This is a genomic window from Lysobacter sp. Soil_N_51, from assembly GCF_057655755.1.
The window spans coordinates 154,621-172,179 of record NZ_JBDGLR010000012.1; the positions used below are offsets into that span (position 1 = coordinate 154,621).

A 17,559-nucleotide genomic window follows, 5' to 3' on the forward strand; every position below is an offset into this window, starting at 1 on the left:
CAATGCCGCCACGAGATTTTCCAACCTGCGAGGCAGCACATGACCGCTTTGAATGGCCCGTCCTACGCGGGGCCGCAGCTGGGCGCACTGGTCAACACCAAGGCCGAAGTCGAGGCCGCGCAAGTCGTTACCCCGTCGGGCATGAAGCCGATCGTGGTCCAGCCGGGCGACAACCTCAGCCAGATCGCCGCCGACAACAAGATTCCGCTGGAACAACTGCTCGCAGCGAATCCGCAGTTCAGCCTCGATCCGGCCTCCAATCCGAACACCCGCAGCGCCGACCTGATCTATCCGGGCGAAGTGGTGTTCGCGCCGACCGCGGAAGCCAAGGCCACCGACGCGGCCGGGGCCAAGTACGACGCGGCGACCCAAGCCAGCGAGCAGCCTTCGACGAACCGCGGCGAATGGGAAGCCAAGTCGAAGGACGTGACCGATACCAGGAACGACTTCAAGGCGGCGGTGCAGGCCGAGATCGACGCCGGCATGAGCTACAGCGGCAACAGCCGCGAAGACTACGGCAACGAAGCGGTCGCCCTGGGCGAACAGATCGCCCTGCGTTACGAAGCGCAAGGCAAGCCGGAGCTGGCCGCGGCGGCGCGCGAAGCCGCGCAGGAACGTTCGACCGCGATCAACAACGAAGTCTGATCGTCGCGTTCGATCTTCGATTCGACGAGTTGCGATGCGAACGGCATGCCCAAGGCATGCCGTTCGCACATATGCACCCGCGATGCCGGAAGTTTTTTGTGAGAGGGGCTATAGCCCCGACGCGCTCCGATCAGCCGCGACGAAGCTGCGATGCGATCGGAGCGAAAGGCGTCGGGGCTGAAGCCCCTCCCACAAAAGATCTCGCGGCTATCGTAGGCACGACCGCTGCGTCCTGATGGGTTGGAACCTCCATCACACCGAACCGGCGATGTGCTCGCGCAGCCACTGATGCGCCGGATCGCGATGCACGCGCTCGTGCCACAGCATCGCCATCTCGTAACCGGGCACCTCGACCGGCGGTTCGACCACCTGCAGCGCCGGGGTGTCGCGCACCAGCCGCGCGGGCAGCATCGCGACCAGGTCGGTAGTCGCCAGCACCGAGCGCACGAACAGGAAATGCGGCACCGACAGCACCACGCGTCGCCGCAGGCCGAGCGGCGCCAGCGCATCGTCGGTGACGCCATGGAAGCCGCCGCCGTCGGGCGACACGATCACATGATCGAGCTTGCAGAACTGGGCTAGGGTCGGCCGCCGTTTCAGACGCGGATGCCCGGCGCGGCCGACCAGCACATAACGCTCGGCGAACAAAGTGCGCCGGCGCAGGCCGCTGGGCGCATCGTGGCTGGTGTGGAAGGCCAGATCGATATCGCCTTGCTCGGCCTGTCTGGCGATGCGCGAGGGCGACGCTTCGACCACGGCCAGACGCGTGCCCGGCGCGGCCGCGCGCAAGCCGATCAAGGCCGGCAATAGCACGGTGGATTCGCTGTAATCGGACGCGGCCACGCGCCAGGTCTGGGTGGCCTGGGCCGGATCGAACGCGGCCGCGGGCGAGACCGCGCGTTCCAGCGCGGCCAGGGCCTGGCGCAAGGGTTCGCGCAACTCGTCGGCGCGCGCGGTCGGGCGCATGCCGCGCGGCCCGGGCAACAACAAGGGATCGGCGAAGACATCGCGCAGCTTGGCCAGATGCACGCTGATCGAGGGCTGGGAGAAATTCAGCCGTTGCGCGGCGCGGGTGACGTTGTGTTCCGACAGCAGCGCATCCAGCGTCACCAGCAGGTTGAGATCGAGCCGTCTGAGATTAGTCATGGCTATACCTGGAATATCACAAATCAATTTCCAATATACCGAGCCGGCGCCTACGGTGTTGTTTTCCGACTTCGCAGGCCTTCGCCATGAACGTGCTTCTGATTTACGCCCATCCCGAACCACGGTCCTTGAACGGGTCGCTGCGCGATTTCACCATCCAGCGGCTGCAACAGGCCGGCCACGACGTGCAGGTGTCGGATCTGTACGCGATGCGTTGGAAGGCCGCGATCGATGCCGACGACAGCACCGATCAGGACCCGGACGCGCGCTTCGATCCCGCCCGCGATTCCAAGCGCGCGTTCGAAAGCGGCACCCAGCGCGAGGACATCGCGCGCGAGCAGGACAAGCTGCGTTGGGCCGATACGGTGATCCTGCAGTTTCCGCTGTGGTGGTTCTCGATGCCGGCGATCCTCAAGGGCTGGGTCGATCGCGTGTACGCCTACGGCTTCGCCTATGGTGTGGGCGAACACTCCGACCGCCACTGGGGCGATCGCTACGGCGAAGGCAGCCTCGCGGGCAAGCGCGCGATGCTGATCGTCACCACCGGCGGCTGGGAATCGCATTACGGCCCGCGCGGCATCAACGGTCCGATCGACGACGTGCTGTTTCCGATCCAGCACGGGGTGTTGTATTACCCCGGCTTCAGCGTGCTGCCGCCGTTCGTGGTCTATCGCAGCAGCCGCACCGACGAGGCGCGATACGCCGAGTTGTGCGAGGCGCTGGGGCAACGCCTGGACGCATTGGAGACGACCGCGCCGATCGCATACCGGCGCCAGAATGCCGGCGACTACGACATTCCAGCATTGACCTTGCGCGAGCACATCGCGCCGGGGCGGGTCGGGTTCGCCGCGCATATCGAATAGGCTGGCGCTCGCGCCGACAGCGAATATTCGCACGCATCGCGACGAACGTCGCTGACAGAAAAAAGGGCGGATTCGGTCTAACGACGAATCCGCCCCGCTTTCATTTGCAACTCACGCTTCCGTAGCCGCGACCGCCGCGCGATCACACCATCGACGGATTACGCCGAGTCTGTTCGACCGCCTCTTGCTGCGCGCCATTGCGTTGCGCTTGTTCGGCCTGCTGCACCGACAGCTGCGAACTCACCGCCAGCGGTTGCCGCTGCGTTTCCAGATCGACCGAGGCGCGCAACGCCGCCGGGTCGTTGGGCGACTGGCCCTGCACCGCGAACAAGGTGCCGTTGTTGCCGCGTGCGACGTGGTTGATCTCGTGCAGGCCCTGCGCGCCGGCGGTGGCGGTCAGGCTGGCCACGGCGCGATTGTCCAGGCCGGCGAGCGCCGGGCCGCCGCGGTCGATCGCCGCGTAGGTCTGGCCCAGCAGCGGGCTGTCGCTGATCAGCGGCGCGCCCTGCACGTGGCCGTTGTGCGAGAACAGGTCGTTCCAACCCTCGCGCACGCGGCGGATGCCGTCCTGCACGGCCTGCGAGGCGCCGGTGATGCCGGCGCGCGCAGCGCCGATGTCGCCGCGGAACTTGTCGATCATCGGATCGAACTGCTGGGCGCGGTCCTCATTGGCCTGGGTCATCAACGGCGGGGTGCCGCCGCTGCCGGCGAATGGCGCGATGTCGTGCGCGGCCAGGCCGCGGCTGGCGACCACGCCGACCGGATTGCGCAGATCGCCGCCGATGAAATCCGGCCAGAACGATTGCCTGCGGTTGTTCGCATAGCCCGCGTCGCGCAGCGCATCGACGTCTTCCTGGGTCGCGTAGACCCGGGTCTGGCCGTATTGCGGACTGGCCGAGCTGACCGTGTCGCTGGCGCGCACGTGGTTGATCATGCGGTCGTTGTCGCCGGCCGGGATGCCCATGTTCAGACCGGCCGCGCCGTAGGCGTTGAAGGTTTCGCCATGCACGCCCTCGGCCTGGAACCGGTGCGCGGAAATCTGCGCCAGGGTGCCGCCGAGCGAATGGCCGGTGACCGCGACCGGCGGCTGCGGGCGGCCGGTGCGTTCGGCCTGTTCCTGAGCGATGTCGATGGCGCGCTGGGTCAGCGCAATGGCGTCGGCGGCCTGATTGTTGACCCCGTTGATGACCATGCCGCCATCGGTGCGAATCACGTCGCGGATGAATTCGCCGACCCCGCTCGACGGCTGTGTGCCGCGATGGGCGACGATGATTTCGCCCGAATCCACGCGTTGGTAGACCGTGCCCTGATAACCATTCTCGGGGTTGTTGGCCGTGGCCAATACGCGGTAATCGACGCCGTTGATGGGCGGCAAGACGACGTTGGGATCGGCGGGGTGGTCGTTGTAACTGTCCTGGCTGAGCGCTGCATAGTCCTGGCTGCTGGGCATCACGGCACTTCCTTGTGGGCGTTCAGTACCAAGGTGAACTGCGGACCGGCGCTGGCCTGATAGAAATCGGCCGCGGTTTCGCCGTACACGTAATCCATCGAGCGCGGTTTCTGCGCGAGATCGCGCGCCAGGTAGTACTGGACCGTTTCGCCGCCCGCGATCAATCGGTCGGCCTTCAATCCGCCGACGAAATGCGTGCTGGGCGAATGGAAATGCACCGTCGCCGTGGTCAGTTCCCAGCGGCATACGCCGAGCCCGTAATAATCCTCGTCGAGCAGCGCATCGACATGCACGATCGCGACATAGCGGCCGTCGTCGTCGCGCTTCAGATTCAGCGGCAGGCTGTGGCGCGGCGCCAGGCGCACGCCGCCGATCGCCTTGCCGTAATCGACCGGCACGCATTCGACATTGGCGACCTGGAAATCGGCGGTGGCGGCGACCTGAGTCAGCGCCTGCGGCAGATCGTCGAAATGAAAACTCAGGACATGGCCGTCGCGCGCATGCGGATTGAGTTTGACCACCGGCGCGGCGACCGGCGCGGGTGCGGTGAACAGGCTGGGCGCCTGCGGTGGGTTCGCGCTCGCGGCGCTGTGCATACTCATGATGGCGATCATCCCTAATGCGGCAGACAGGCGGCTATGAGCTTCCATTCACTTGACCCATGGTCAGGCTGAAACCAGCCTGGGCCAGGCCCGGCGGCGTGTCAAACGCGGCCGGGGAGTGACTGATCCATAAGGTTGTTGCGCTGCGGCAGCGACTGGCGACGGGCAGGATCGGGCGATCGCGGGCCTGCATCGCCTGATGATCATGGGTCGATCGCGACGGCTGATCGTGTCGGTCGACGGCGCCGGGCGAGCCTGCGTATTTGCATTGCGAGGCGGCTTCGCGCCGCGTCGTCGCCGGTCCGCCACCCGCGCCGATCTGCAACCCGCATGCAACACTCGTGACATACCGTGCGGCCACGCGGAAGCATCCGCGACCGGTCGCCGGCCTTGCGCCCGCCGCGCGCCATTGCACTCCAGGCATTCCCCCAAAGGATCACCCACGATGTCCCTGTACCCCGAACCCCGCCTGCCCATGCGCGGCGGCGTCGCCGTTTCCCGTCGTCCGCTCGCCGTGACCGCGCTGGCCCGCGCTTGCGGTGCTTTGCTGCTGGTCTCGGCCGCCACCGCGGCATCGGCCCAGGACGCGCCGCAAGCGGCCGCGCCCGCGACCACGCAATCGGCGACCTCGCTCGACGCGGTCACCGTGACCGCCGAGCGCCGCGAGCAGAACCTGCAGGACGTGCCGGTCTCGGTCGGGGTGATGCAGGGCGACGCGATGCGCGCGCTGACCGCCGGCGGCGACGACACCTTGCTGGCGCTGTCCGGCCGCGTTCCGAGCCTGTACGCGGAAACCACCACCGGCCGCATCTTCCCGCGCTTCTACATCCGCGGCCTGGGCAATATCGACTTCTACCTCGGCGCCTCGCAGCCGGTGTCGATCATCCAGGACGACGTGGTGCTTGAGCACGTGGTGCTCAAATCCAATCCAGTGTTCGACACCGATCAGGTCGAAGTGCTGCGCGGCCCGCAGGGCTCGCTGTTCGGCCGCAACACCACCGCCGGCATCATCAAGTTCGACAGCATCAAGCCGAGCCAGGATTTCAGCGGCCGCGTGCAGGCCAGCGTCGGCAGCTACAACACCGTGTCGATCGACGGCGGCATCGGCGGCCCGATCAACGACGTGCTGTCGTTCCGCGTGTCCACGCTGTATCAGCACCGCGACGACTGGGTCGACAACACCTTCGCCGGCGCCAGCGCCGACGGCACGGTCACGCCGAAGAACGACGCGATGGGCGGTTTCGACGACCGCAACCTGCGCGTGCAGCTGCTGCTGGAACCCAGCGAGAATTTCTCGATCCTCGCGTCCGCGCATGCGCGCGACTACTCGGGCACTTCGACCCTGTTCCTGCGCAACGCCATCGTCAAAGGCTCCAACGATGTCGACGTGCCGCGCGACAAGGTCGCCTACGACGAAGCCGGCAACAACCCGCAGGCGTACAAGACCTATGGCGGATCGATCAAGGCGAGCTACAACTTCGGCGAAACCTCGCTGACTTCGATCAGCGCCTACGAAACGACGTCGGGTTACAGCCGCGGCGACACCGACGGCGGCGCCGCGGCGAACTATCCCGTGCGCGGCGTGCCCAACGGCTTCGGGCAGTCGATGGGGCAGATCCGCGACTTGGATCAGTTCACCCAGGAATTCCGTCTGGCCAGCGAAACCGACGACGCGCTGCAGTGGCAGGTCGGCGCGTTCTACTTCGACGGCCGCGACGTGACCGATTTCTATCAGCGCGCGTGGTTCCTCAACGGCCCGGCGCGCAATCCCAACAACTGGGTGCGTCTGCGCAACGCCAACACCTCGTGGGCCGCGTTCGGTCAGCTCAGCTACAAGGTCAGCGACGCGCTGACCCTGACCGCCGGCCTGCGCCAGACCCGCGACACCAAGGAAACCCGTCTGCTCAAGACCGCCGACACCGCCGCCGGCGTGTCGACCTACACCGGCCGCCGCGACGTGCGCATGTTCGATACCCAGCCCAGCTGGGACCTGAGCGCGATGTACGAGATCAACCCGAACCTCAGCGTGTACGCCAAGGTCGCGCGCGGCTTCCGCGGCCCGACCATCCAGGGCCGCTCGGCGGTGTTCAACGCCGACTTCACCACCGCCGATTCGGAAACCATCCTGTCGTGGGAAGCGGGCATCAAGAGCAGCCTGTTCGACAACCGCCTGCGCTTGAACGCCACCGCGTTCACCTACACCGTCGACGACATCCAGCTCAACGGCAACGACTCCAACGGCAACGGCGTGTTGTTCAACGCCGACAAGGCCCGCGCCTACGGCATCGAAGCCGATCTGGACTGGCGCCCGATCCCGAACCTGTCGCTGACCGCCGGCGTGAGCCTGCTGCACAGCGAAATCCAGGACAAGCGCGTGTACGCGCAGGTCTGCGCGCTCAACGGCGCGGTGGTGTGCACGGTCGAGGACCCGACCATCAAGGTCGGCGCCAACACCTTCGCCCAGATCGACGGCAACCCGTTGCCGAACGCGCCCAAGTACAGCGTCAACCTGGGCGCGCGCTACGACATTCCGCTGAGCGATAGCGGCGCCTTGTTCGTCGCCACCGACTGGAACAAGCAGGGCTACACCAGCTTCGTGCTGTACGACTCGAAGGAATTCAACGCCAGCGGCAATTTCGAGGGCGGCCTGAAGGTGGGTTACACCGGCGGTTACGGCGCTTATGAAGTCGCCTTGTTCGCGCGCAACATCACCAACGAGAAGAACCTAAAGGGCGTTATCGAGAACTATATGGCCGCGGTCTACAACGAACCGCGCATTGTCGGCGTGTCGGTGAACGTCAACTGGCATTGATGCTGGTCGATAGACGGCGATCGCGATAAGGGCGGTCGTGCGATCTCGAGCGGGAAATAGGAAGGCCGATGAGGTGCTCATCGGCCTTTTCTCTATTCGGGCGGGTACGAACACAGACGAAATTCGACGCGGGCCTGTCTGCGCCTCGACGCGAGCGCGTCATCGGCAACGGACCGTCACGGCTGCAAAGGCCGGTTTCAATTCACCGCACCCTCGCGGCCGCCGCGCCGACGGAAACAGCACCGCTCCTGAGTAGAACGCATGGCCACCCGCCGATGGTGCGGCCATCGCGCGAGCACGCGCCACACTACTTGATCGATTGCGCCTTACGCATCAACGCCCCGGTGCATAGGCCCAGTCCTTCGGTGTGCGAATCGATCCGATTCCTGGGATAGGCATCCAGATCGCGCTTTGCCCGCGCGATGAACGCGAACATCTCCGCATGGGTGGCCGTTCTGGATTGCAGCAGTGCGCGGCATTCCTCCGAGGTGGGAGGTGAGTCGCCTGCGCAGCCGATCAGGTACAGGGCCGCAAGCGCGATGCCGGAGATTCGGATCATGTCCCGCTCCCTTCGTTGGCCGAGGTTTGAGCCCGCTGTCGTGTCGCTTGCGTTCCAGGTCGTGAAACCGGTACAGCCCCAGCCCCCGCGGATTTGTATCGCAGTGTATCCGCCGCCGCGACAGCCACGTTTGCAGACAAATCCCCGGGTCGGCGGACACCGGCGCGATACCCCGCGAGCTTGAAATGGCGTCACCGGAACGCACGGTCCGCCTCTTCAAGGAACCCCCGATGTCTGTCGCCTCAACCCCCGCAGCGCCCCTGATGTCCCGCGTCGACGGTGTCGCGCCGTGGCTCGCCCCGCTCGGACTGCGCGTCCTGCTGGCCTGGGAATTCTTCGAAGCCGGGCGCGAGAAGCTGCAGGGCGACAACTGGTTCGCCGACCTCGGCGACAAGTTTCCGCTGCCGTTCTCGCTGCTCGGCGCCGATCTCAACTGGACCCTGGCGACCTGGACGGAACTGGCCGGCGCCGTGGCCCTACTGCTCGGCCTGGGCACGCGCTACGTCGCCGCCGCGCTGTGGGTGCTGACGGTGGTCGCGATCTACGCGGTGCATTGGCCGTCGGACTGGTCGAGCCTGGCCGAGCTGTGGCAGGGCTATGCGATCAGCAACGAGGGCCACGGCAACTACAAGCTGCCGCTGATCTATCTGGCGATGCTGCTGCCGCTGATGCTCGGCGGCGCCGGTCGCCTGAGCCTGGACCGGCTGATCGCATCGCGCCGCGCGCCGATCGCCGCCGCATCGGCCGATGCTCTCGCCTGGGGCGTGGTCTTGCTCGGCATCGGCGCAACCGTGTCGCTGTTGCTGCCCTGGGTCGGCGCGACCCTCGCGTTCGCCGGCATCGTGCTGGCGATCAAGCCGCGCGGCCGCAACGCCGCGAACCGGTTGTCCTGCGCCGGAGCCTGACGGCCCGGCGCTCCTTTCTTTCGTTTCGCCCACGCCGCATCCGCGGCGCCCACCTCAGCGCGGCTTCGCCGTGCGCCATCGGAGAATCACCATGTCCGTCAGCAATCATCGTTCCGCTTCGCGTTCCACCACCGCCGGCATGCTCGGCGTCGCCCTGGCCGGTCTGGTCCTCGGCCAATCCGCCTTCGCCATGCAGCCGCTCGCCCAGGGCTATATGGTCGCCGCCAGCCACGCCGCCGGCGAAGGCAAGTGTGGCGAAGGCAAGTGCGGTGCCGACAAGGCCAAGGGGGCGAACGCCAAGACCTCCGCCGGCAAGACCGCTGAAGGCAAGTGCGGCGAGGGCAAGTGCGGCGCCGACGCCAAGGCCGCGGGCAAGACCGCCGAAGGCAAGTGCGGCGAAGGCAAATGCGGCGAAGGCAAGTGCGGCGACGCCTCGTTCGCCAAGACCGACCGCAGCGGCGACGGCCGGGTTTCGCGCGCCGAATTCCTCGCGGTGGCGCCGACCCGCGCCGCCGACTTCCCGAAGCTCGACGTCAACAGCGACGGTTTCATCTCCGAGAAGGAGGCCTACGACTACCTCAAGGCCACCTACGCGGCCAACGGCAAGCCGATGCCGGCCGGCCTGTTCGCGAAGGTCCCCGCCGGCAAGTAAGCCGCACTCACGCGCCCCTGCGCTTCGGCGCGGGGGCGCCTTCGAACGATCGAGGAATTCAGCATGCGCACTCTTCCCTTACGGTCCGCCGGTCTCGGCCTGCGCCGCGGTCTGCTGCCGTCGCTGCTGGCGATGGACGACGACGCGGTGGATTTCCTCGAAGTCGCGCCGGACAACTGGATCGGCGTGGGCGGCCGGTTCGGCGACGCGCTGAGCGAACTGTCCGCGCGGTTTCCGCTGAGCTGCCACGGCCTGTCGCTGTCGCTGGGCGGCAGCGCGCCGCTCGATATGGACCTGCTGCGCAGCACGCGCCAGTTCAACGACCGCCACGGCATCGGCCTGTACAGCGAACACCTGAGCTACTGCGCCGACGACGGCCATCTGTACGACCTGATGCCGATCCCGTTCACCGATGAAGCGATCGGCCACGTCGCCGCGCGCATCCGTCAGGTGCAGGACGTGCTCGGCCGGCGCATCGCGGTGGAGAACGTGTCGTATTACGCCGCGCCGTACCAGGCGCTGGCCGAGATCGACTTCATCCGCGCCGTGCTCGACGAAGCCGACTGCGACCTGCTGCTCGACGTCAACAACCTCTACGTCAACGCCATCAACCACGGCTACGACGCGCAGGCGTTTCTGGCCCGACTGCCTGGCGAGCGCATCGCCTCGTACCACATCGCCGGCCACTTCGATGAAGCGGCCGACCTCAAGATCGACACCCACGGCGCGCCGGTGAAGGCCGATGTGTGGTCGCTGCTGGACAGCGCCTACCGCCGTTTCGGCGTGCGTCCGACCTTGCTCGAACGCGATTTCAATTTCCCGCCGCTGACCGAACTGCTGGCCGAAACCCAGCGCATCCGCGCGATGCAGACCGCGCACGCCGGCATCGCACAACTGGAGCCGGCCCATGCATGACACTCTGCGCGAACAGCAATCCGTCCTCGCGTGTCACCTGCGCGACCCGGCCCGCCATTCGTCGCCGCCCGGGATCGAAGCGCGCCGCATGCGGGTGTATCGCGAGTTGTTCCTGGGCTCGATCGACAGCCTGCTCGCCGGTGGTTTCCCGGTGATCCGGCAAACCCTCGGCGCCGCGGCATGGACCTCGCTGGTGCAGGCGTTCTACGCCCGCCATCGCAGCCGCACGCCGCTGTTCACCCGCATCGCCGGCGAGTTCGTCGAATTCACCGAGACCCATGCGGACGATCTGCAGCTGCCGCCGTGGCTGCCCGAACTCGCGCACTACGAATGGGTGGAGCAGGCCTTGCTGATCAGCGATGCGCAAGCGCCAGCGCACGACCCGCACGGCGATCTGCTCGACGGCCGGCCGCTGCTGTCGCCGCTGGCGATGCCGTTGGCGTATCGCTGGCCGGTGCTGGAGATCGGTCCTGCCCACATTCCGCAAGCACCGCCGCCGCATGTCACTACCGTGCTCGTGCATCGCGACCGCGACCACCAGGTGCGGTTCGCCCGCATCGCGCCGCTGGTCTATCAGCTGCTGACCTCGCTGCAAGTCAACGCGTACCGCGGCCGCGAGCACCTCGCCGCGCTGGCCGCGCAAACCGGCGGCGATGCCGACGAACTTCATACCCATGGCCTGAGCCTGCTGCGGCAACTGCGCGAGCAGGGCGTGGTCCTGGGTACCCATCTTGCTACGGAGTCATACGATGAACGCTAAATCCCGAATCCCCGGCGGCTGGTCGTTGTTCTGGCTGATCGGCCTGTCGATCCTGGCGATGTCGGCGCTGATTCTGGCGTTGAATCCCGATACCACCGAAGCGGTGCGTGCGGTGATCCGCGCCACCGCGCGCAGCTCGTTCGCCTTGTTCTTGCTCGCGTTCGTGGCGTCCTCGCTGGCCGCGCTGGTGCCGAACGATTTCACCCGTGGGCTGATGCGCGAACGGCGCTATATCGGCCTGTCGTTCGCGTTCTCGCACTTAGTCCATCTGCTGGCGATCGTCGCCTACGGTGTGCTCAACCCGCAGTTCTGGCCCGGCCGCAACGCGGTGACCAACGCGCCGGGCACGCTGGGTTACGTGTTCATCGCCTTGCTCGCGCTGACCTCGTTCCGCTTCGCCTCGCGCCACATGACCGCGGCGGCGTGGAAGCGCCTGCACACCGCCGGCATCTGGGTGATCGCCGCGATCTTCGGCTACTCGTTCTTCAAGCGCATTCCGGCGATGAGCGTGCTGTACGCGATTCCGTTCTCGATCCTGTGCGCCGCCGTCGCGGTGCGCTTGGTCGGCAAGTGGGCGCAGGCCAACAAGCGCAAACAGGCGCGGGCCCGCTCGCTGGACCGCAGCTCGTCCTTCCCCAACGCCCTGGAGCCCACGTCATGACGTCGTTGCCCGCAACCGCCGCTATCGCACGCGTCCCCGATTCGACCGGTCGCGCCTTGTGGAAGTCGATGCTCGCCGGCATAGCGCTGTGCCTGAGCGCCGCGGCCTGCACCCCGGCCGCGCATGCGGACGCGGCGCGCGCCGTGGCCGCGCCGGAATTCGCCGGAATCGCGCGCTGGTTCAACACGCCGCCGCTAAGCATGGCCAGCCTGCGCGGCAAGGTGGTGCTGGTGGAGTTCTGGACCTACTCGTGCATCAACTGCCTGCACGTCGCGCCGCATGTTAAGCAATGGCACGAGCGTTACCGCGACCAGGGTCTGGTGGTGATCGGCGTGCATACGCCGGAGTACGACGAGGAACACAGCGCCGGCAATCTGCAGGCCGCGATCACGCGCCTGGGCATCGACTACCCGGTCGCGCAGGACAACGCCTACGCCACCTGGAACGCCTACGGCAACCGTTTCTGGCCGGCGCTGTACCTGATCGATCGCGACGGCCGCATCGTCTACCGCCACTACGGCGAAGGCGAGTACGAGGTCACCGACGCGCGCATCCGCGCGCTGCTGGCGCGGCGCTGAGCGCTGTCTCGGCGACGTGCGCGGCACCCGCGCGGTGGCACAATCGCCATCGAAGTTCCGCCGCCGGCTCCGTCCCCCACCGCGCATCGCACAGGCCCCGCATGGACCACGTAGATCACATCCTGGTCGTCGACGACGACCGCGAGATCCGCCAGATGGTCGCCGACTATCTGCACAAGAACGGTCTGCGCGCGACGGTCGCCGCGGACGGCCGCGAGATGCGCGCGCTGCTCGACACCCACGCGGTGGACCTGATCGTGCTCGACCTGATGATGCCCGGCGAAGACGGCCTGACCCTGTGCCGCAACCTGCGCGCCGGCAAGCACCGCGCGATCCCGGTGGTGATGCTGACCGCGCGCGACGACCAGACCGATCGCATCATCGGCCTGGAGATGGGCGCCGACGACTACGTGACCAAGCCGTTCGCCGCGCGCGAACTGCTGGCGCGGATCAAGGCGGTGATCCGGCGCACGCGCATGCTGCCGCCGAACCTGCAGGTCACCCAGGCCAGTCGCACGATCGCGTTCGGACGCTGGCGCCTGGACACCACCGCGCGCCATCTGCTCGATCCCGACGACACCGTGGTCGCGCTCAGCGGCGCCGAGTTCCGCCTGCTGCACGTGTTTCTCGATCACGCCAACCGCGTGCTCACCCGCGACCAACTGCTCAACCTGACCCAGGGCCGCGACGCCGAGCATTTCGAACGTTCCATCGACCTGCTGGTGAGCCGCCTGCGCCAGCGTCTGCAGGACGATGCGCGCGAGCAGAGCTATATCAAGACCGTCCGCAGCGAAGGCTATGTGTTCAGCATGCCGGTGAGCCTGCTGGGGGATGACGAATGAACCCGCATACGGATACAGCGCCAACGCCGGCCGCGCGCGGCGGTTCGCGCTGGCTGCCGCGCACCTTGGCCTCGCGCCTGTCGCTGATCCTGCTGAGCGGCCTGCTGATCGCGCATGCGCTGTCGTTCGGCCTGCTGTTCTACGAGCGCTACACGGCGGCGACTTCGATGCTGATGAGCAACCTGGAGCAGGACGTGGTCGTCGCGGTGAACCTGCTCGACCGCCTGCCGCCGCAGGAACGCGAGCGCTGGCTGCCGCTGCTGCGGCGGCGCACGTTTCATTACATGCTGGACAACGGCGCGACGGGCGAGGCCGCGGCAAGCGCGCAGAGCGAACCACCGCTCCGCGGCACTTCGCGCGACATGGCGGAGATGATCGCCAGCGCCCTGGGCCCGCGTTACCCGACCCGCGCCACCGCGGTGCCCGGCGATGGCGAACACTTCCAGGTGCGTCTGAACTTGAGCGACGGCACCGCGATGGTCATCGACGTGCGGCCGTCGGTGATGCCGCTGGCGAAGTGGCTGCCGTACGTGCTCGCGATCCAGTTGGCGCTGCTGCTGCTCTGCACCTGGGCCGCGGTGCGGCTGACCACCCGGCCGTTGGGCCGGTTGGCGAAAGCCGCCGAAACCCTGCATCCGGCCGGCGACGGCGAGCGCCTGCCGGTCGGCGGTCCGACCGAAGTGGCGCAGGCGATCAGCGCGTTCAACGCCATGCAGGACCGCATCGCCCACTACATGCGCGAACGGCTGCAAATCCTCGCGGCGATCTCGCACGACTTGCAGACGCCGATCACCCGCATGCAATTGCGCGCCGAGGCGATGGACGAATCGAGCGAGCGCGACAAGATGTTCGACGACCTCGGCCAGATGCAGCATCTGGTCCGCGAGGGCATCGCGTATGCACGCAGCGCGCACGGCGCGTCGGAGCCGGCGGTGCGGACCGACCTCAACGCCTTCCTCGACAGCCTGGTCTACGACTACCTCGACACTGACCGGCCGGTGACCTTCGCCGGCCGCGTCGACGGCCCGGTAACCACGCGTCCGCATGCACTACGGCGCATCGTCGGCAATCTGATCGACAACGCGATCCACTACGCCGGCGCGGCCGAACTCGAGCTCGATCACGACCCGGCCGGCGGCGTGCGCATCCAGGTGCGCGATCGCGGCCCCGGCATTCCCGAGGACGAACTGGGCAAGGTGATGCAGCCGTTCTACCGGCTCGAAGCCTCGCGCAATCGCAGCACCGGCGGCACTGGCCTGGGCCTGGCGATCGCCCAGCAACTGGCCGAATCGATCGGCGCCACGCTGACCTTGCGCAATCGCGACGGCGGCGGCCTGGAAGCGATCCTGCACATCGCCGGGCCGATCGCCGCGAGGCAATAGGGCGGCGTGTAAGCGAAATCGCGGACGACGATGAATCTCGCGCCGGACTATCGGCGCGGCCCGCGGACGATGAGGCCGCCGCGACAAGCGCGCGCCGCAGCGCCCACGATCAACCGTCCGGATCGGCCCACGGCGCCTGTTCGAACTTGCGCGCCAGATAATCGATCAGCGCCTGCACCCGTTGCGGGCGCATGCGCCCCGGCGGGGTGACGATGTGCAGCGCGATCGGCGGCGGCGACCACTCCGGCATCGCCATCTCCAGCTTGCCGTTGCGCAGTTCGCGCCAGACCAAGAATTCAGGTTGCAGCGCCAAGCCCAATCCCGCCAGCAGCGCGGGATTCAAGGCTTCGGCATTGTTGACCCGCAACGGAGTCGGCAGGCTGATCGAGAAATCACCGTGGCGCCTGTGGCTGAAACGCCAGGCATTGCCGAAGCGCGAATAGGTGTAGAGCAGGGCGCGGTGTTCGCTGAGTTCGCGCGGATGGCTCGGCCGTCCATGCGTTTCGAAATAGGCCGGCGAACCCACCAGCACGATGCGCACGCCGCACAGCCGCCGCGCCAGCAGGCTCGAATCGGCCAGCGCCGAAATGCGCAGCGCCAGGTCGTAGCCGCCGCCGACCAGGTCGGTGACGCCGTCGTCGAACACGATCTCCAGCGCGATGTCCGGATAGCGCTTCATGAACTCCGGCAACAACGGCGACAGGTGCGCGATCCCGAACGACATCGGCACCGCGATCCGCACCTGACCGCTGGGGCGCTTGGCCTGGGCGGTGATTTCCGCTTCCACCGCCTCGCCCTCGGCGAGGATGCGGCTGGCGCGTTCGAGCGCGCCGCGGCCGCTTTCGGTCAACGACATGCGCCGCGAGGTTCGATGGAACAGCACCGTCTTCAGCCGCGTCTCCAGGCGCGTGACCGCCTTGGACACGGTCGCCTGCGCCAGCCCGAACTCGGCCGCGGTGCGCGCGAACGAACCGGTTTCGGCGACCTTGGCGAAGATCGCCCAGGCTTCCAGGTCGGGCAGCTTATTCATGTCGATTTTGGAAACGATAGTTTTCCATCAGTTCCATTCTAAACCCGATCGCGGACGCCTATCGTGTCGGTCAACAGCAAACACCCACGGAAACCACGGCCATGATCGAACTTCGCCCCTACGACAGCCTCGGCGGCGCCAACCACGGTTGGCTCGACGCCAAGCACCACTTCGCCTTCGCCGGTTACCACGACGCCGCCCGCATGGGCTGGGGCGCGCTGCGGGTATGGAACGACGACACCATCCAGGCCAACACCGGCTTCCCGCCGCATTCGCACGCCGACATGGAAATCATCACCTACGTCCGCGACGGTGCGATCAGCCACCAGGACAACCTCGGCAACCGCGGCCGCACCGAAGCCGGCGACGTGCAGGTGATGAGCGCGGGCAGCGGCATCCAGCACGCCGAGTACAACCTGGAGGCGCAAACCACCCGCATCTTCCAGATCTGGATCATTCCCGATCAGCGCGGCGGCGCGCCGACCTGGGGCGCCAAGCCCTTTCCGAAGGGCGACCGCGCCGGACGCTTCGTGGTCCTGGCCAGCGGCAAGGGCGACGAAGACACCCTGCCGATCCGCGCCGATGCGCGCGTGCTCGGCCTGACTCTGGCCGCCGGCGAATCGGCCGAGTATGTGTTCGGCGACAACCGCTACGGCTATCTGGTGCCGGCCAAGGGCGTGGTCGAAGTCGACGGCGTGCGCGTGCAGGCGCGCGACGGCGCCGCGATCCGCGATCAGGCCTCGATCCGGGTCACCGCGCTCGAAGACGCCGAACTGGTGCTGGTCGACACCGCGCCGTAACCGCGTACACCGCATTCTCCAGGCAACCCCTTTCATCGATCACAGGAGCGACACCATGGGCACCTTCACCACCAAAGACGGCGTAGAGATCTATTACAAGGACTGGGGCCCGGCCGACGGCGAGCCGGTGGTGTTCAGCCACGGCTGGCCGCTGAGCGCCGACAGCTGGGAATCGCAGATGCTGTTCCTAGCCTCCAACGGCTACCGCACCATCGCCCACGATCGCCGCGGCCACGGCCGTTCCAGCCAACCCTGGGACGGCAACGACATGGATCATTACGCCGACGACCTGGCCCAATTGCTCGAACACCTCGACCTGCGCGGCGCGAGCTTGTTCGGGTTCTCCACCGGCGGCGGCGAAGTGGCGCGCTACATCGGCCGTCACGGCACCGCGCGGGTCAAGAAGGCCGGACTGATTTCCGCGGTGCCGCCGTTGATGCTCAAGACCGATGCCAACCCCGGCGGCCTGCCGCTGGAAGTGTTCGACGGTCTGCGCGAGGGCTCGATCGCCGACCGCTCGCAGTTGTACCAGGACCTCGCCAGCGGCCCGTTCTTCGGTTTCAACCGCGACGGCGCGAAGAAGTCGCAGGGCATGATCGATTCGTTCTGGGCCCAGGGCATGCAGGGCGGGCACAAGAACACCTACGACTCGATCGCCGCGTTTTCGGCCACCGATTTCACCGAGGATCTGAAGAAATTCGACGTTCCCACCCTGATCGTGCATGGCGACGACGATCAGGTCGTGCCGATCGACGCGGCCGGGCGCGCGTCGGCCAAGCTGATCGCGAACAACAAGCTGATCGTCTATCCGGGCGCGCCGCACGGCCTGACCGACACCCACAAGGACAAGCTCAATCAGGATCTGCTGGCGTTCCTGAAGTCCTGACAGAGGGCTGCAACATCGACTGTGCGACACGCACGCCGCATCGGCTCACGCTGCGGCGTGCGTGTTTGCAC

Annotated in this window: 18 protein-coding genes; 13 read left to right on the forward strand and 5 right to left on the reverse strand. The window is 67.1% G+C overall.

From position 1 onward, the window contains the following. Window positions 1-39: 39 nt before the first annotated feature. Complete coding sequence (locus AC3A4T_RS22185; RefSeq protein WP_487677388.1) at window positions 40-645, forward strand: LysM peptidoglycan-binding domain-containing protein; 606 nt, start codon at window positions 40-42, stop codon at window positions 643-645. A 252-nt stretch (window positions 646-897) separates the two neighbouring features. On the opposite strand, the gene AC3A4T_RS22190 is transcribed toward AC3A4T_RS22185, so the two are convergent. Then, complete coding sequence (locus AC3A4T_RS22190) at window positions 898-1,791, reverse strand: LysR family transcriptional regulator (RefSeq protein ID WP_487677389.1); 894 nt, start codon at window positions 1,789-1,791, stop codon at window positions 898-900. Window positions 1,792-1,877: 86 nt separating this feature from the next. Here AC3A4T_RS22190 and AC3A4T_RS22195 point away from each other — a divergent pair, with 86 nt between their 5' ends. Next, on the forward strand, window positions 1,878-2,654 hold the full coding sequence (locus tag AC3A4T_RS22195; protein ID WP_487677390.1) for an NAD(P)H-dependent oxidoreductase: 777 nt from the start codon (window positions 1,878-1,880) through the stop codon (window positions 2,652-2,654). A 142-nt stretch (window positions 2,655-2,796) separates the two neighbouring features. Here the strand turns inward: AC3A4T_RS22195 and AC3A4T_RS22200 are convergent, their stop codons facing one another. Together AC3A4T_RS22200 and AC3A4T_RS22205 are read right to left on the reverse strand one after the other, a co-directional pair. Further along, on the reverse strand, window positions 2,797-4,104 hold the full coding sequence (locus tag AC3A4T_RS22200) for a Tle-like phospholipase domain-containing protein (protein ID WP_487677391.1): 1,308 nt from the start codon (window positions 4,102-4,104) through the stop codon (window positions 2,797-2,799). Continuing rightward, the gene (locus AC3A4T_RS22205; protein WP_487677392.1) at window positions 4,104-4,706 is read right to left on the reverse strand and encodes a hypothetical protein; all 603 of its coding nucleotides are present in this window, start codon (window positions 4,704-4,706) and stop codon (window positions 4,104-4,106) included. Before AC3A4T_RS22205 ends, AC3A4T_RS22200 begins: the two co-directional genes overlap by 1 nt. A gap of 445 nt (window positions 4,707-5,151) precedes the next feature. On the opposite strand from AC3A4T_RS22205, the gene AC3A4T_RS22210 reads away from it, so the two are divergent. Further along, complete coding sequence (locus AC3A4T_RS22210) at window positions 5,152-7,518, forward strand: TonB-dependent receptor (protein WP_487677393.1); 2,367 nt, start codon at window positions 5,152-5,154, stop codon at window positions 7,516-7,518. Between the two features lie 307 nt (window positions 7,519-7,825). Here AC3A4T_RS22210 and AC3A4T_RS22215 read toward each other — a convergent pair whose 3' ends face one another. Further along, entirely contained in the window at window positions 7,826-8,077 is a 252-nt protein-coding gene (locus AC3A4T_RS22215) for a hypothetical protein (RefSeq protein ID WP_487677394.1), read from the reverse strand. A 263-nt stretch (window positions 8,078-8,340) separates the two neighbouring features. Between AC3A4T_RS22215 and AC3A4T_RS22220 the strand changes: the two genes are divergently transcribed. From AC3A4T_RS22220 to AC3A4T_RS22255, 8 genes are all read left to right on the forward strand, one after another. Further along, window positions 8,341-8,982, forward strand: a complete 642-nt coding sequence (locus tag AC3A4T_RS22220; protein ID WP_487677395.1) for an HvfX family Cu-binding RiPP maturation protein — start codon at window positions 8,341-8,343, stop codon at window positions 8,980-8,982. A 91-nt stretch (window positions 8,983-9,073) separates the two neighbouring features. Further along, window positions 9,074-9,634: an HvfA family oxazolone/thioamide-modified RiPP metallophore gene (locus AC3A4T_RS22225; protein WP_487677396.1), complete on the forward strand. Its 561-nt coding sequence runs from the start codon at window positions 9,074-9,076 to the stop codon at window positions 9,632-9,634. Window positions 9,635-9,697: 63 nt separating this feature from the next. Further along, window positions 9,698-10,549 carry an HvfB family MNIO-type RiPP peptide maturase gene (locus AC3A4T_RS22230; protein WP_487677397.1) on the forward strand — a complete coding sequence of 284 codons (852 nt, stop codon included), beginning with the start codon at window positions 9,698-9,700 and terminating at the stop codon, window positions 10,547-10,549. Then, the gene (locus tag AC3A4T_RS22235; protein ID WP_487677398.1) at window positions 10,542-11,309 is read left to right on the forward strand and encodes an HvfC family RiPP maturation protein; all 768 of its coding nucleotides are present in this window, start codon (window positions 10,542-10,544) and stop codon (window positions 11,307-11,309) included. Before AC3A4T_RS22230 ends, AC3A4T_RS22235 begins: the two co-directional genes overlap by 8 nt. Continuing rightward, window positions 11,299-11,970 (forward strand): ferric reductase-like transmembrane domain-containing protein, encoded by a 672-nt coding sequence (locus AC3A4T_RS22240; RefSeq protein WP_487677399.1) that lies wholly within the window; start codon window positions 11,299-11,301, stop codon window positions 11,968-11,970. The genes AC3A4T_RS22235 and AC3A4T_RS22240 overlap by 11 nt, the downstream gene beginning before the upstream one ends. Continuing rightward, the gene (locus AC3A4T_RS22245; RefSeq protein ID WP_487677400.1) at window positions 11,967-12,548 is read left to right on the forward strand and encodes a thioredoxin family protein; all 582 of its coding nucleotides are present in this window, start codon (window positions 11,967-11,969) and stop codon (window positions 12,546-12,548) included. The genes AC3A4T_RS22240 and AC3A4T_RS22245 overlap by 4 nt, the downstream gene beginning before the upstream one ends. A 101-nt stretch (window positions 12,549-12,649) precedes the next feature. Continuing rightward, window positions 12,650-13,390 (forward strand): response regulator, encoded by a 741-nt coding sequence (locus tag AC3A4T_RS22250; protein WP_487677401.1) that lies wholly within the window; start codon window positions 12,650-12,652, stop codon window positions 13,388-13,390. Beyond that, window positions 13,387-14,772: a sensor histidine kinase gene (locus tag AC3A4T_RS22255; RefSeq protein WP_487677402.1), complete on the forward strand. Its 1,386-nt coding sequence runs from the start codon at window positions 13,387-13,389 to the stop codon at window positions 14,770-14,772. The genes AC3A4T_RS22250 and AC3A4T_RS22255 overlap by 4 nt, the downstream gene beginning before the upstream one ends. A 109-nt stretch (window positions 14,773-14,881) precedes the next feature. On the opposite strand, the gene AC3A4T_RS22260 is transcribed toward AC3A4T_RS22255, so the two are convergent. Continuing rightward, window positions 14,882-15,802 (reverse strand): LysR family transcriptional regulator, encoded by a 921-nt coding sequence (locus AC3A4T_RS22260; RefSeq protein ID WP_487677403.1) that lies wholly within the window; start codon window positions 15,800-15,802, stop codon window positions 14,882-14,884. Window positions 15,803-15,903: 101 nt separating this feature from the next. Here AC3A4T_RS22260 and AC3A4T_RS22265 point away from each other — a divergent pair, with 101 nt between their 5' ends. Together AC3A4T_RS22265 and AC3A4T_RS22270 are read left to right on the forward strand one after the other, a co-directional pair. Then, window positions 15,904-16,602, forward strand: coding sequence for a pirin family protein (locus AC3A4T_RS22265; RefSeq protein WP_056109798.1), 699 nt, complete (start codon window positions 15,904-15,906; stop codon window positions 16,600-16,602). A 55-nt stretch (window positions 16,603-16,657) separates the two neighbouring features. Then, window positions 16,658-17,488, forward strand: coding sequence for an alpha/beta fold hydrolase (locus AC3A4T_RS22270; RefSeq protein WP_487677404.1), 831 nt, complete (start codon window positions 16,658-16,660; stop codon window positions 17,486-17,488). Window positions 17,489-17,559: the final 71 nt, after the last annotated feature.